We start from the raw sequence: 14,623 nt of genomic DNA, 5'->3' as shown, positions 1-14,623 counted from the left end.
TGTCTCCGCTGCAAGGAGTTTTTATGAACCCCTCTCCCAACCGGTCTTCCAAATCGTCCAAATCTACTTCAACTCGCAAGGCTCAGCCCAGCGAACAGGCCGTCAATCCGCCTAAAGATACAGATTCCATTCCTGAGACACCAGACGAAAGTTCGGTGCCTTCGGCGTTGGCTGCGCCTGTTGACCAAAATCAACCGGCAACGCCAACAGACGCCCCAGCGTCCAAGGATAGGCTGCAACGACCACGCTACAGTTCTGCCCCCGACAAGGACAAAACAAAGCCACAAGACCAGCCCAGCAATGCTCCTGCCCCCCCGGCGTCTGCAGCGTCTTCGACACCTGTCAGCGATACTCCAGCCCTAGCAGTCGCACCGCCGGCAAACGCCGAGCCTGCCGCTAACGAAAGTCAGGCCGCTGAGGACATACCATCCGTCATGCGCCAACATCCCATTCCCCCCCCCAGCGAACCCAGACAGTACCGAGCTGTTGGTTTGGTGCGGGGCCGCTACACGCCATCAGAAGAGCAATTCACCCGGGGTATGCTGATAGCTGCCGACGGAACTGCCATCGACGCAGTTTTGCTGGGTAGAGTTATGAGTTTAGTCAAAAATCACCTGGAGCTGGAACAAGAACACCTGTGGGTGGTCTATCCCCGCACCAGACAAGAAGACGGCAACTTGCACGCCCAGATTATGGGGGTTTGGGAGCCGGAAACGCTCAAGAAATCTCCCGAACCGTCCTCTGATGAGGAAGAAAATCAGGAAGCAGCGGAGATTGAGGCTAGTGGCGAAGCATCGACCGCATCTTTGCCTCCCTCGGAACCTGATGTTGAAGATGGCTATTTTTCGATTAGAGGTGAGGTGATTTATCAATCCCAAGAGGGAGAAAAGTATGTCATCGTCAAAATCAAGCAAGCTCCTCGCAAGAATGACGACAAGATGAAGTTTTTTAAACTGAAACTCAAGGGAGATTTAGCAACAAAAGCGATCGGGTTTTTTTGGGATTTCCACGTCAAATTGAAAGCTGACAGTCTGATGATTGAGCAGGCTAATAATATTGGTGCCCTGCCGATTAAAAAGCGGAAATTCCCCCCTGGCAGCAAGCCGCCCGGTGGCTTCAAAGGAGGAGGGAAGCGTCCGTTTACTCCTAGACCCAGCGGTGACGGTGCTCCAGTAGGGCGTCCTACTATCAAGTCCGCTGCTGCTGCACCACCGCCTGTCCCGAAGGAACCTCTTCCTAAGCCAATTAAGAAGCCTAAGCCGATCGAGGAATGAACCAATTTTAGATTTTAGATTTTAGATTTTAGATTAGTGTGTCCAAGACTAATTTACAACCGCTAAATCGCCAATCTAAAATCCTTTATTCGAGCCGGACTTGTGCGCCCCACAAATCTTGCGGGAGAAATACTCTGTCAGTGGGTAGGGGAGCAACTGGGGCCGTGAGGGTAAATTGACCCGCTTCAATTTGCTGCTTCAATTCCAATGCTACTTGCCGGGAGAGAAACATACTCGCAAGGGGGGCGGCCCGTACTGGTTTGCCCTCTATCAGGATGCGGCCAGTCTTTAATTGAGCATAGCTGACTAAACCGAATGTGGGACGAACGCGCCGGGGGATAGAGAAATCTACCACCGGCGCTACTATTTTCTTGTCTGATACTGCACAGTGGGCGACGACGGTTTCGTTTAAGACTGGAAACGGGATGCCGACTCCCAGCATCAGGGATGGGCCGTAGTTTTTGAAGTAGCAGCCCCGCACCCATTTGGAGTTCATCTGTTTGGCGTCGCCGATTAGTGCGAGGGTGGCAGCGGGGCCGATGGGGGTGCGGTTGGGCTGGCGTTTTTGCAGCGGGAAGTGCTGGGTTCCTTCCCAGGTGATGTAGCCGGTGGCGCCTCCTAGGAAGATGCGGGTGCCGATGCCGATAATTTCGAGGTCTGGGTCGTTGAGCAGGGGAGACATGGCTCCTAGGCTCGAATAGACGGCGTTGCCGAGGTTTGGTTGCAGGGGGCCAAGGTAGGTGAACAGCGGGCGATCGCCCCCGTTGACGCCAACAATAAAGTTTTGATATGCGTTGCGGGGATTGAATAAATAAAACTGGTTGATTGTATCGCGGGTAATTGTGGTTTCAAAGGAGGCGCGCGGGTAGCAGTCTGTTACTTGTCCCAAGGCTCGCAACTGCACGGGTTTGCCGGCTATTAAGTCTTCGATGACGTGTCCGCCTCCCCGTTCGCGGGATTCTTCGCCGTCTTCGGCTACTTGGGTGGCTCCCAGGTACAGGTCTACTGCCCCGAAGCCGGAGTAGGCTAAAACGCCGTCTAGCCAGCACTGGCGGATTTTTATCGGCGGGTCGGTATGGCCGAGGTTGATGATTGCACCGGAGGATTCCATGGGCTCGAAGGTGCCGGTGGTAATGACATCGACTTCTTTGGCTGCTTGGGTAATGCTGGTTTCTTGAACTCTAGTTTTGAGTTCTTCGATTGTCCAGACTGTGGCTTTGCCCTGGCTGATTTTATCGTTGATTTCGTCGATCGATCTCATATATTTTAGATTTTAGATTTTGGATTTTAGATTTTGAATTGATTGATTTTGGAGTAATTTTGATTTTGGATTGATGGATTGTCTATCGAGCTGGTTGTTTGAGATAAAATCAATATATTATAACTGAGATGTTGCACCATTCTCAACAAGCCTTTTATGAACAGGCTTTCCGGCCTGTTCCACAATAAAATTCACTCTTCGTGGAACAGGCCGGAAAGCCTGTTCTTGATAATGATGCAAGATGTAAATTATAACGGATACAATAACAATATCATAAATCAAATAAAGGGCGATCGCCATGACTCAAGCGATATTAAAACCAGTCACCTTCGATGAATTTATTGACTGGTATCCTGAAAATTCTGAAAACCGTTACGAACTGCACAATGGAGCTATTGTTGAGATGCCTAAAGCAACCGGAGAACATTCAGAAGTAGCGGGCTTCCTTGTCGCTGAACTCAACTTTGAAATCCGACGATTAGGACTTCCTTACTTCCTTCCCAAAGAATGCGTTGTCAAAGCTGATAACGAGCTATCTGGTTACGAACCGGATGCGATCGTTTTGGACAGGCAAGGGACGGACAGCGAACCGAGATGGAAAAAGGAATCTATCATTACAATGGGTAGTTCTGTCCGGCTAATTGTCGAAGTTGTCAGTACCAATTGGCGGGATGATTACGGCTACAAATTGGTTGACTACGAAGCTTTGGGCATTTCTGAATACTGGATTGCGGACTATTTGGGACTTGGCGGGCGACGCTATATTGGCAATCCTAAACAACCTACTTTTTCTGTTTACCAGTTGGTTGACGGTGAGTATCAAGTCAGTCAGTTTAGAGGGAACGAGCGGGTTTTGTCGCCCACATTTCCGCAGTTAAATTTGACGGTTCAACAGATTTTTAGCGCCGGCAGAGATACGGTAAAAAATGCGAGGCTTGAAGATAGTTAGTTGAGGGTGTTAGTACCACAAATTTCCTAAGTTGGTAGTGAATAATTCTGTCCTATAACTGGGAATGAATCAGGAGTGAAGTCAATCGATTTTAGATTTTAGATTTTAGATTTTAGATTGAAGCCTTGACGCCACGTATAAATTCGGGGGGCAAGTTTCATCGGATACAGGTTTTTTATTTCTGGGTCCTGAGTCTGCGAAGGAATCAATCCGGGGGCTTGTATCCTGGAGGCTTTCGGTCATTATGAATTTTAACTATTGATTGTCAGGAGCCTCATTTTCAGCATGATCGGGGATGTCGGGTTTCTGTTCAGGTAAATATTTTTCTGGCAAGCTTTCGGCGACTCCTAGAGATTCTTGTTTTTCATGGATAGCAGAATCGATTGCTGCTAAGGTTTTAGGGCTGGCACTCCACTGGTTTAGAATATCTTTAATTAGGGCTTCCCTAATCCAAACTTGAGCTACAACGGTGAGGGGGAGGGCTAGCAATAAGCCTAAAAATCCAAAGAAGGTGGCGAAGAATACTTGAGCTATTAATGTTACTGCTGGCAGCAGTGATACTTGCTGTGCCATGACGTAGGGGGTGAGGACGTTACTTTCAAACTGTTGAATTAGAAAGTAAAGGATGAAGACAAAACCGGATTGCAAGGGAGAATCTAAAAGTGCGATCGTCATTGGGGGGATGACGCTCAGGGTGGGGCCTATATTGGGAATTAGGTTAAGAAATCCTGCTACTACAGCGTGAGCGAGCGGTAGGGGAACTTGCAAGACTGACAGACCAATTAAGCTCAAAAAAGCAATCACACTCATGCTAATGAGAGCCCCGATGACCCATCGACCTAGAGCTATTTCGCATTCATCTAAGATGCCATCGACTCGTCGCCGATAAAAAGAGGGAAATAGTTGGATGAATGCTTTGCGGTAAGATAGAGGTTCTGCTAATGTCATCAATGTCAAAACTATGACGAGCAAAAAGCTGAGGATAACGCCTAATGTGTTGCCTACAAAGGCTCCTGCACCGCCGACGAGTTGATTGAATAAAGGTTGCAGTTGTTGCATGATGTCGTTAACATCAAGATTTGGCAGTCGCTGACCAAATTGCCCTGAAAAGCGACCCTCAAATTGATCTATCCACTGATTTAATCTTTCTATTCCTTGAGGGGCTCTTTGGGTAAGTTGTTGAAACTGTTGGGTAAAGGGCGGTACAATTATCAGGAATAAGCCTACGAATACGAGGATTAGGAAGCTAACTGATAAGAGTACAGCGATCGATCTTTTGAGTCCGAATTTTTGTAAGTAGCGTGCTAGTCTGTTTAAGGCTGTGGCTAAGACGACGGCCGCAAACAGCAGCAGTAGGGCCTGCCTGATTTGCCACAGGATGTAACAAGATGCGATGAGGGCTAATAAGCCCATCCACTGTCCTAGCTTCATTAGATTTTAGATTTTAGATTTTAGATTTTAGATTGAGGAATAGGGTATGGGAATTGCAGCTTGGTAATTGCTTTGCAGCCCAGAAGCGATAAATCGCATCTCTATAAGATACCTTAGATGCGGGCGATCGCATCTTTAATCGGATACCCCTACTCGGACATTAGTACAAGCAGCCTCCTCAATTCCCTTTTGCGAACACCTGCTGCGCTGTCAGCTTCAATTCTGGGAAAGTTGGGGACTCAATACCCTCGCCTCCTCGGAACAGTTTGACTTGGTATTCCCCGTCAATTAGTTGGTAAACCGAAAAGGTTGGTTGCTTGGGGTGGCCAATAAACCGTCTGCCGCCCAATCCTAGATAGTCTATAATCCAATATTCTTGAATACCCATTGACTCATAAGCCTCAAGCTTTAGGGCATAATCATCACCCCAATTAGTGCTAGTTACCTCGACGATTAGGGGGACTGATGAACCCATTGTAATAATTGATGATTTCTCCCATCGCGGCTCGTTTCCAATGGTTTGTTCGTTAAGTACAATAATATCTGGTTCATATCCAGATTCCTCGCGCATGGGTTTGATGACGCATTCTTTGGGGATGAAGTAGGGTAGGTTTAAGCGTTCTATTTCGAGAAATAACCAGCCGCTGGTAAAACCGGCCACTTTAGAATGTTTACCTGTTGCTTTTGGCATCTCAACAATTTCTCCATTGTGCAGTTCGTAGTGGTGTTCTGAATTTTCAGGATACCAGTCAATGAATTCATCGAATGTTACTAATTCAGGTATGATTTGAATCATGGTGAGTGCCTCAAGTTTGGTTTTGATAGCTGTACGGGGAATTAAGATTGGGGCAAAAACATAGTCTTTAGACCTAGTGTAGATCGATCGCACTTTTTGATGGCGTGTCTACTGCTGCTGTTGTTGCGATCGCCAGCCGAGGATAGCAGCTAGGATGATACTGGGGGTAAAGACGGCGATTAGGGCGTTGAGGTCGGTAGAGGGGATGGATAAGCTAGGCCCTGCGTATTTGATGGCCAGGGAAAGGGCGGCGGATAGGGTGAATACTTTGAGGATGGGGCTGATGTTGGTGTTCATGGAGGTGGTAGTGGGTTGTATAATTAGGCATTGAGATTATTATCGCAAGTATTGTGTTGCGGCTGCGATCGCGCCTTAGAGTTTTTAACAGGAAAGAGGCGATGAATGTTGTTTTAAACCCTGAACTTGATTGAGGTTCTCATGATGACACAGACACTTTTACAGCCACTAGACCAACGGTTCATTCAGTCCGGGATTAGCTGGGAACAGTTCAAGCTAATTGAACAGGGGTTTTCAGACTCCCCTGGGACGAGGTTGTTTTATTACAGAGGAGAGGTAGAAATCTTGGCAGTTTCCCCAGAACACGAATTTTTCAGTCGGACAATTTGTACGCTGCTGTCTATCTATTGTGCCGAAAATGAAATTGAGTTTGCACCTACGGGAAGCTTTACCCAAGAACAGGAAGGGGTAGTATCTGCACAAGCTGATGAATCTTATTTTATTGGGAGACGCATAACCTCAAATTCTCCCCCCGATTTATGTATCGAAGTAGTCTTCACTAGCGGTACTGTCAAAAAATTGCAGCGCTATCGAGCACTAGGAGTTGCTGAAGTCTGGTTCTGGGAGGATGGTGTATTGGCTATGTATCGCTTGGGTTCTGAGGGTTATGAAAAAATTTCTTCAAGTGTGGTTTTGCCAGATTTAGATATTAACTTATTGTGTCGCTGCTTGCTGATGGCTTCGAGTGTGGAAGCGATGAGAGAGTTTAGGAGAGGCATTTCTGGTTAGGGCGATCGCACCTATTTTTTTATGCTTAACTTGATTTGAGTAGGTTGGGGCGATCGCCAGCTTAGCAGTGCGGCAAGGATAATAGTACGGGTAAACACGGCGATTAGAGTGATCGCAGCCGTTGAGGGTATGGATAGAATGGGGCCGCCGTACTTAATGGCGAGGAGAGGGCGATCGAGATCGGGAATACTTTCAGGATAAATGCGGTGTTGGTGTTTATAGAATAGGTCTTTGGTGATACAATATGGCAGCAGGTGGGAAAATTGGGGGGCAATAGATTTGGCCCAAGACGGCGCGGCTCGGATGCCTTTCTATTTTAGAATAGGAATGTCCCACCAGGTAATTTGGTAATATTAGGCTTGATTGAGAATGGATAACCAAGAATCAGAGTTAATCGAGAAAATTCGTCAACAATTTGACAAAGCTCCTTACCCTAAAATTCCCCTCGACCACTCTCCCAAAACAGAGTATCAATCTCTCTATATTCATAATCTGGTAACAGCTTACTATTTAAGAAATCAAAAAGTTATAGATACTGAAGGTAAAGTTATTTTAGATGCGGGCTGTGGCAGTGGCTACAAATCTCTGATGTTAGCAGAAGCAAATCCGGGGGCAAAAATTATAGGAGTAGATATATCTGAGGAGTCGGTCAAGTTGGCCAGACAGCGGTTACAATATCACGGTTTCAATAACACTGATTTTTATGCTCTACCCCTTGAGGATTTACCCGATTTAGGTTTAAAGTTTGACTATATCAACTGTGATGATGTCCTTTATTTAGTACCCGATCCTGTGGTCGGTCTTCAGGCAATGCAAGCCGTTTTAAAGCCCGATGGCATCATTCGCGCTAACCTTCATAGTTCTCTCCAACGCGCTTCTTATTATGCAGTTCAAAAAGTATTTAAGATAATGGGTTTATTAGAAGAAAACCCCCGAGAAATGGAAATAGGTATCGCTAAAGAAATTATAGAAGAATTACAAGATAATGTAGCGATCAAGGCAAGAACTTGGAATTTGCCAGTAGAAAAAAATGAAGAATGGCTGCTGGCCAACTATCTCCTTCAAGGCGATAAAGGCTACACGATTCCAGAAGTTTTTGCAGCTTTAAGGGAAGCGAATTTAGAATTCATCAGCATGGTGAATTGGCGACAATGGGAGTTAGCAGACTTGTTCAAAAATCCCGAAAACTTGCCCGCATTTTTGGCGATGAGCTTGCCGGATCTTCCTGTTGAACTCCGACTACACCTATTTGAGTTATTTCACCCGGTCAACCGATTGATTGACTTTTGGTGTGGTCATCCTAATCAAGCTCACTCTTTTAGAGAGGTGTATGAATGGACGCAATCTGACTGGCAGCAAGTTCGAGTTTATCTGCACCCTCAACTCAGAACACCTCAGTTAAAAAACGATCTAGTGAATGCTATCACTAATCACAAAGTTTTCGAGATAAGCCGCTACGTAAGTCTGCCTACGCGAGTACCAATTACGGTAGATAGTATGATGGCGGCTAGCCTACTACCTTTGTGGGAAACTGATCGGCCACAGTCGGTCATGTGTCTTGTAGAGCGTTGGCTCAAACTCAGACCCCTACATCCTATCACTCTTGAGCAAGCTAAGCCAGAAAAAGCTTTTGAGGAAGTTAAAGAACTCCTTAGTAGCCTAGAAGTCTTTCTATACATACTTTTCGAGCGTTTGGTTTGAGGCTGCTCAAAAATTTGGTTAGCGAGTGATATGAAAGTTATTGAAAAGGGGTAAGTTACTCTTAGGAGTCAAAAATCAAGCATCTCACGCGATTTGGAGAAATAAAACATGAAAACTGAATTGAAAGCGAAATTTCTACAACACCTCAATCAGAAGCGGGATAAGGGTTTCACCTTAATTGAACTGCTGGTGGTTATCATCATCATCGGAATTTTGTCGGCCATTGCCTTACCCTCCTTCTTGAACCAAGCCAACAAAGCTAAGCAGTCAGAAGCTAAGCAGTATATCGGTTCCATGAACAGGTCTCAACAAGCTACCTTCGCAGAAAGTGGTAGATTTGCCACATCTGTTGGCGAGTTGAATCTTGGCATAAAAACGCAGACTCAAAACTATAACTACGCGCTCGATCCCATAGCACCTGCTACAAATGCTACTGAGGTGGGAAATGTCGCACAACCCATAGGGGAAGCGCTCAAAGCATACGCAGGAAAAGTAGCTTTAATTCAGCCTGCAGGAGCAACTGAAAGAACCACTGCGGCGGTATTGTGCGAAAGAACTGCTGCCGGCGCAGGAGCTGTAACGGGCTATGCAACGGTTGCCGCTGCCAGTGTGGGTTGTACAGGTCCCGCATGGACGGAAGTTTCTAAGTAGGCTTGATCTAGCCTTTAAAGCTAGAATTGTTCCTGCAAGCCTCATCAAAAGTTGATGCAACACAATGGGTAGTGTTCTGAACGCTACCCACTCTTGTAGCCAAATTATCACTAAATAGTTATTTTGTTTAGGTATGTTCTTTGCCATAATTTTTAGTGCGGCAAGATCATAACAATAAGGATAAAAAAGGAGACTTACTTATGGTGGTATTTTTAGAAAACACCTCGTCTACAGATTTAGCAGCTTTGGAAGAACAAGCACATAAATACTTAACTGAAGGACTGTACACTCTGGCTGCCAACCTATATGAGCAAGCAATTGCTACGGAACCAGATACCAAGTCTCACTACTGGAATTTGGGGCTAATGCTATTATTGCAGGAGCAAGAGCTAGAAGCTCAAGCTACTTGGCTGTTATGCATGGCAGAGGGTGAGCAAGAACAAATTGAGCAATGGACTGAGCAGCTGATAATGGTTCTGCAAACAGAAGCAGAACGCAGGGAGGCTTTGAAAGAGGACTCGATTGCTTGGGCAATTCGGCACCACATCCGGGAGATTGCTCCCACAAATATTAACAACCTGTTATACTTGCTTGAGCTTTCCGTCAGGCTGGGGACTTTTACGGCTGAGGAAGTGACTTCTCTAGGAGTGATTAAACTTCTTAAATCAGAAGAATCTGGAGAAGTAAACTTCGAGGTATTGATGCAGGTGTTAAAAAGCATTTTAGAATACGATCCTTTGCACCCATCATCCTTGGAATTGGCAGAAGCCTGCCTTACTCATGTCTGTGACTGCCAACTATATATTAACTCTGTAATACCAACGGCTTTTGGACTGGCAACTTTGTGGAAAAACTCCAGGCAAGCAGTACACTTTGCTGAATTGTGTTTACGCTTAGATCCAAACAATCTAGATATTATCTGTCTTTTAAGTGTTTTTTACCAGAATGCAGGTCAATATAATGAAGGGATAAAGACCGCTAAAATATTATATTCATTAGCAGAATCTTTGCCTGTGAAAATCTATGCAACGCATCTCGTCCTTCGGGGGTTAATGAGCGCCGGTGGATATTGGGAAGAAGCTGTCTCAGTCGTTAATCGCCTCCAATCTCTACAAGAGTCCTTGATAGCTGAACAGCCAATTTCATTGGACTTAATTACAGCTCATAACCTGTTTCTTACCCCCTTCTTTTTCCCTTACTTTAGAGATGAACCCAAAAAATACAGAAAAATCAGTAACCAATTAGCTCAAATATGCCAAGTCAATATTCAAAACTCTGCTAAAAAGCAGATAGAACTATACAGGCAGCGCCAGTTTACTCATCGCAAAAATATTAGTAGTTTAACCAAACCTTTGAAGATCGGTTATTTATCTCATTGCCTCGCGACCCACGCGGTGGGGTCGCTAGCTCGATGGCTAATCAAATATCACGATCGGGAGCGTTTTCAACTGCATGCCTATTTAATTAATTATAGGAATATGGAGGACCCGCTACAAGAATGGTACGTAAATCAAGTGTCTAAAGCATATAGGTGCGGGATTGTCGGTACTGAAATCGCTGAGCAAATTTCTCAAGATGAAATTGATATTCTAGTTGATCTTGACAGCCTCACCTCAGATGTTAGCTATGAAGTGATAGCGCTTAAACCTGCACCTGTGCAAATAACATGGCTAGGATGGGACGCATCAGGGCTACCTACAATTGATTATTTTATTGCCGATCCTTATGTTTTACCAGAATCAGCTCAGGATTATTATTCTGAAAAGATATGGCGTTTACCTCAAACCTACATAGCAGTAGATGGTTTTGAGGTGGGGATACCAACACTGCGACGCGAGCAGTTAGATATTCCTACTGATGCGGTCATATACCTTAGTGCTCAGATAGGTTACAAACGGCATCCTGATACAGCACGGCTCCAGATGAAAATTATCAGTGAAGTCCCTAATAGTTATTTCATAATAAAAGGAGCAGGTGAGGAAGAGTCTATTAAAAAACTCTTTAATGACTTAGCACAAGAAGAGGGTATAGATTTTAATCGATTACGATTTGTGCCAGAGGTAGTCTCGTCAGAAGTTCACCGAGCCAACCTTAGTATCGCTGATGTAGTTTTGGATACCTATCCCTATAATGGGGCTACAACCACTCTAGAAACTTTGTGGATGGGTGTTCCTTTAGTGACAAAAGTTGGAGAGCAGTTTGCAGCTCGCAACAGCTACACAATGATGATGAATGCTGGGATTAACGAAGGCATTGCTTGGACGGATGAAGAGTATATAGAATGGGGAATTCGTTTAGGGAAAGATGCGGCTCTGCGGCAGCATATATCCTGGAAACTGCGGCAGTCACGACAAACGGCTCCACTGTGGAATGGCAAGCAATTTACGCGAGAGATGGAGAAAGCATACGAGCAGATGTGGCGAAATTACGTAGAAGCTGGCCATTAAATGCTGCCCTAGGCATAACAGAGGAAAAAATTACTATGACGAATAATCACATTCCTAGAAGTTCAATGTTGGGGTCATTATTGAATGCAAAGCAGTTGGGTTTTGATCCGGAAACGGTTATTGACGTAGGTGCTGGATTAGGTACATTTGAGATTTATTATGCTTTTCCAAAATCCAGATATCTCCTGATCGAACCCATAGCCGAGAACGAACCATATCTAAAAAAAATATGTCAACATCTTGAAAGAGCAGACTATATAATTGCTGCTGCTTCCACAGAGGCAGGAGTTGTGCCTCTTCAAGTGAATGTGAGCAACTTTATCCACTCTTACATCTCAGAGGATGGTGAAGCTAGCTCCGAAAATTTTGAGCTAAGGACAATCCCGGCCGTTACTCTGGATGAAATTTGTAAAACTCGCCAGTTAGAAGGGCCGTATTTAATCAAAGTTGATGTAGATGGTAGAGAACTAGATGTCCTAGCAGGTGCAACTCAAACTCTTCAAAATACAGAGTTGGTAATTGTAGAAGTTAATTTATATGTAACAGCTAGATTTGATAAGATGGCTAGTGTTATAAACTTTATGAAAGAGCAAGGTTTTGTAGCCTATGATCTTGTCAATCTTGCTTGTCGTTATTCAGACTTAGCTTTATTTCAGGTTGATATGGTTTTTGTCAAAGAATCAGGTCAGTTTACAAAAGAATCCCGTTATGTGGCAGAAAACGAGCAGGAAGAAAGACTGAGGGCGCATTTGAAAGCGTATCGAGAAACCTTAATCGCACAGATCGAAAATTTGACGCCCTTTGAATTTTTACAAAAAACTGGATTGACTCAAGCAGAAACTATCCAGAATCAAGCTTATCAAAACTTACTTCAAGGAGATTACAGCCGAGCTGCCCATCTCTACGAAGAGGCTATTGAAGCTGAACCCGATAATAGGTTTCACTATTGGTATTTGGGGTTGGCGTTGCTATTAGACGCACAAGAGATAGAAGCTCAGGCGACATGGCTGATGGGGATGACGGGAGGAGATAGCGAACAAGTCGATCTGTGGACAAAGGATTTAATGCAAGTCCTGCAAACAGAAGCGGAGCGACGGGGAAAATTCGGAGACTATGGAATTACTTGGACAATCCGCCATCATCTACGGGAAATCAATCCGACAGACATTAATAATCTATTGCATTTGATTAACCTGTCTATTCGGATGGGGATCTATACAGAAGCTGAACTCGATTCTTTGGGCGTAATCAAGCTTCTGAAGTCGGATCAATCCTCTGAGGTAGATTCTGGCTTATTGCTGCTAGTTGTGAAAAATGTTTTAGAATACAATCTTTTGCACCCACTTTCTAGAGAATTATATGAGCAAGCGGGAACTAGGCTTTTTGGAGCTAGCCCACCGCAGGATACCCTTAAGAAGGAGAACTGATTTCATTAGGGGAGTTGCTGATAATTAAGCTGTCTAGCTCACGAGTGGGAATGTGTTGGGCTTGTACTCTGGCGATCGCCTCTTTATTTTCAGACTGCAACACAATTCTACCATGCAGGCGAGGTTTCACAGCTTCCCACTGAATTTCGCTCAACAGTCCAATCACAGAAATTTCAGGCCCGTCGGAGACATCTAAGTCCTCTTCCATTAACAGGTTCATCACCACACTAGATAAAGCAAGATTAGCATCTTCATCAGAAATTTGGCTACTGTCTACCAGCAGAGTCATCTTATCTTTGTCTGGGTGAGTTGCTATCGCTCTTATTACCTGGGCAAACTCCTCATTTAAAGAGGGTTCCGGCTGATTCCAGTCTGGAAATACGATTAAATTGATTTCTCTTAAGTTCAGGTTTTGGTAGAGATCACTTCTGTACTCTTTAGACAGATAGTTAACCCGAAAAAAGCTTAAATCAGGTAACATTCCCCATACCAGCCTCGCCGCTTGAGCCACATTAGATATTCCCGCTTGCTCTCCATTAATCGCCCAGGTACCTATTGAGCCATTTCCGTCCGACATGGGACCTTGATATGCTTGGGGCTGATGCGTCTGTCTTTCAGGAATATTAAACTGCGAAGGGGGAATTTTATGTTTTTTAGCCAATTCTTCAATTTCTTGCAAACGAGTGTCGTACTCGCCAATATCCATATTGATACTTGAAGCACCAGCCCTTACGACAGTTAAAATATCAAATTTAATTTCTTCATCCTCCGGGAAAAATAACTCTTTGGTACTAACTTGCACGTCAGCAATGCACATAAATGGGTTGATTGATGGTACTAAACTATCGTGCAGCAGTTTCTTGGTATCTTTTTTGGCATCGTTTAAAAAATCTTTAAATGGTTTTCCATCCAAGCTGGGGTAGCACGATGAAGTTCCCGTACTATGTCCAGAATTTCCCGCCACTGAAAGAGGGCGAAAAGAATATAAGTAATTTTCTAAATAATAGGCATTAATCACACCCGAATACACATCGGGAATAGATGACATGAAATATTTACCATGAACAGATTTAATCTTTTCTATTAAGGCTCTAGGAATAAAAGCATTGTAGAGCATGGGGAGTTCACCATAAGAAACTTCAAAATTATAGAACTGCTTTAATTTTTGTCTTGCTTGAAAATTTACAGCTACCTGATCCTGCAACTGAACGTACAATTTATTCTTATGCCAAGGGACGATCGCACTCTGCCACCAATATACAGTGCCCCGAGACCAAGCCACTGTCTGCACGTCATATTCCTGGAGAAGATTTAAACAAATTTCGAGGCAATCTGGCATTAAAGCATCATCATCTCCGAGAACAGTAATGTATTCTCCTGTAGCGTGAGATAACCCCAATTCCCAATTGTCAGACATGGAGAGTCTTTCATGTGCGCGATAATACTTGATTCGCTCATCATTAAATGAAGCTACAACTTCGGCAGTTTCTGCACTACTAAAATTGTCCATAACCACCAGTTCAAACTCCTTATGAGTTTGATTAAGTACACTCTGAATCGAATGTTTTAATGTATCATGTCTCTGGCGTGTAGGGATGATAATAGAAAAGAAATTGTTTGATGACATTATTGATACCTAGGATAGATAATAAAATTGAGA

12 protein-coding genes are annotated in these 14,623 nt (G+C 44.3%); 7 read left to right on the top strand and 5 right to left on the bottom strand.

Features of this window, described 5'->3' with window-relative positions:
- Positions 1-23: 23 nt before the first annotated feature.
- A complete protein-coding gene (locus tag QT987_RS17050; RefSeq protein ID WP_333242005.1) occupies positions 24-1,274 on the top strand; it encodes a hypothetical protein in 1,251 nt (416 codons plus the stop codon).
- 85 nt (positions 1,275-1,359) lie between these two features.
- On the opposite strand, the gene QT987_RS17045 is transcribed toward QT987_RS17050, so the two are convergent.
- The gene (locus QT987_RS17045; protein WP_333242003.1) at positions 1,360-2,535 is read right to left on the bottom strand and encodes a homocysteine biosynthesis protein; all 1,176 of its coding nucleotides are present in this window, start codon (positions 2,533-2,535) and stop codon (positions 1,360-1,362) included.
- Positions 2,536-2,833: 298 nt separating this feature from the next.
- On the opposite strand from QT987_RS17045, the gene QT987_RS17040 reads away from it, so the two are divergent.
- Positions 2,834-3,484 (top strand): Uma2 family endonuclease, encoded by a 651-nt coding sequence (locus QT987_RS17040; RefSeq protein WP_333242000.1) that lies wholly within the window; start codon positions 2,834-2,836, stop codon positions 3,482-3,484.
- Positions 3,485-3,739: 255 nt separating this feature from the next.
- On the opposite strand, the gene QT987_RS17035 is transcribed toward QT987_RS17040, so the two are convergent.
- The 3 genes from QT987_RS17035 to QT987_RS17025 all read right to left on the bottom strand — a co-directional run bounded on the left by QT987_RS17035 (position 3,740) and on the right by QT987_RS17025 (position 6,008).
- Positions 3,740-4,915 (bottom strand): AI-2E family transporter, encoded by a 1,176-nt coding sequence (locus QT987_RS17035; protein WP_333241998.1) that lies wholly within the window; start codon positions 4,913-4,915, stop codon positions 3,740-3,742.
- Positions 4,916-5,093: 178 nt separating this feature from the next.
- The gene (locus tag QT987_RS17030) at positions 5,094-5,711 is read right to left on the bottom strand and encodes a Uma2 family endonuclease (protein ID WP_333241996.1); all 618 of its coding nucleotides are present in this window, start codon (positions 5,709-5,711) and stop codon (positions 5,094-5,096) included.
- Between the two features lie 108 nt (positions 5,712-5,819).
- Entirely contained in the window at positions 5,820-6,008 is a 189-nt protein-coding gene (locus QT987_RS17025; protein WP_333218384.1) for a hypothetical protein, read from the bottom strand.
- A 141-nt stretch (positions 6,009-6,149) separates the two neighbouring features.
- Here QT987_RS17025 and QT987_RS17020 point away from each other — a divergent pair, with 141 nt between their 5' ends.
- From QT987_RS17020 to QT987_RS17000, 5 genes are all read left to right on the top strand, one after another.
- Entirely contained in the window at positions 6,150-6,737 is a 588-nt protein-coding gene (locus QT987_RS17020) for a Uma2 family endonuclease (protein ID WP_333241994.1), read from the top strand.
- A 369-nt stretch (positions 6,738-7,106) separates the two neighbouring features.
- Positions 7,107-8,438 carry a class I SAM-dependent methyltransferase gene (locus tag QT987_RS17015; RefSeq protein WP_333241992.1) on the top strand — a complete coding sequence of 444 codons (1,332 nt, stop codon included), beginning with the start codon at positions 7,107-7,109 and terminating at the stop codon, positions 8,436-8,438.
- Between the two features lie 108 nt (positions 8,439-8,546).
- Positions 8,547-9,089, top strand: a complete 543-nt coding sequence (locus QT987_RS17010) for a type IV pilin-like G/H family protein (protein WP_333210424.1) — start codon at positions 8,547-8,549, stop codon at positions 9,087-9,089.
- Between the two features lie 200 nt (positions 9,090-9,289).
- Positions 9,290-11,536: an O-linked N-acetylglucosamine transferase family protein gene (locus tag QT987_RS17005; RefSeq protein ID WP_333241989.1), complete on the top strand. Its 2,247-nt coding sequence runs from the start codon at positions 9,290-9,292 to the stop codon at positions 11,534-11,536.
- Positions 11,455-12,963 carry an FkbM family methyltransferase gene (locus QT987_RS17000; protein ID WP_333241987.1) on the top strand — a complete coding sequence of 503 codons (1,509 nt, stop codon included), beginning with the start codon at positions 11,455-11,457 and terminating at the stop codon, positions 12,961-12,963. Before QT987_RS17005 ends, QT987_RS17000 begins: the two co-directional genes overlap by 82 nt.
- On the opposite strand, the gene QT987_RS16995 is transcribed toward QT987_RS17000, so the two are convergent.
- Entirely contained in the window at positions 12,947-14,590 is a 1,644-nt protein-coding gene (locus QT987_RS16995) for a glycosyltransferase family 2 protein (RefSeq protein ID WP_333241985.1), read from the bottom strand. The two genes, QT987_RS17000 and QT987_RS16995, sit on opposite strands and share 17 nt — an antisense overlap.
- Between the last annotated feature and the right edge of the window lie 33 nt (positions 14,591-14,623).

The organism is Microcoleus sp. SVA1B4 (assembly GCF_036700545.1).
Classification (GTDB): domain Bacteria; phylum Cyanobacteriota; class Cyanobacteriia; order Cyanobacteriales; family Microcoleaceae; genus Microcoleus.
Note: the sequence above shows the minus strand (reverse complement) of the source record. Positions and strands in the feature narration are given on the sequence as shown.

Bases quoted from the DNA above. Each gene is read 5' to 3' on its own strand.
- QT987_RS17050 (WP_333242005.1), top strand. From the start codon at position 24: ATGAACCCCTCTCCCAACCGGTCTTCCAAATCGTCCAAATCTACTTCA.
- QT987_RS17045 (WP_333242003.1), bottom strand. From the start codon at position 2,535: ATGAGATCGATCGACGAAATCAACGATAAAATCAGCCAGGGCAAAGCC.
- QT987_RS17040 (WP_333242000.1), top strand. From the start codon at position 2,834: ATGACTCAAGCGATATTAAAACCAGTCACCTTCGATGAATTTATTGAC.
- QT987_RS17035 (WP_333241998.1), bottom strand. From the start codon at position 4,915: ATGAAGCTAGGACAGTGGATGGGCTTATTAGCCCTCATCGCATCTTGT.
- QT987_RS17030 (WP_333241996.1), bottom strand. From the start codon at position 5,711: ATGATTCAAATCATACCTGAATTAGTAACATTCGATGAATTCATTGAC.
- QT987_RS17025 (WP_333218384.1), bottom strand. From the start codon at position 6,008: ATGAACACCAACATCAGCCCCATCCTCAAAGTATTCACCCTATCCGCC.
- QT987_RS17020 (WP_333241994.1), top strand. From the start codon at position 6,150: ATGATGACACAGACACTTTTACAGCCACTAGACCAACGGTTCATTCAG.
- QT987_RS17015 (WP_333241992.1), top strand. From the start codon at position 7,107: ATGGATAACCAAGAATCAGAGTTAATCGAGAAAATTCGTCAACAATTT.
- QT987_RS17010 (WP_333210424.1), top strand. From the start codon at position 8,547: ATGAAAACTGAATTGAAAGCGAAATTTCTACAACACCTCAATCAGAAG.
- QT987_RS17005 (WP_333241989.1), top strand. From the start codon at position 9,290: ATGGTGGTATTTTTAGAAAACACCTCGTCTACAGATTTAGCAGCTTTG.
- QT987_RS16995 (WP_333241985.1), bottom strand. From the start codon at position 14,590: ATGTCATCAAACAATTTCTTTTCTATTATCATCCCTACACGCCAGAGA.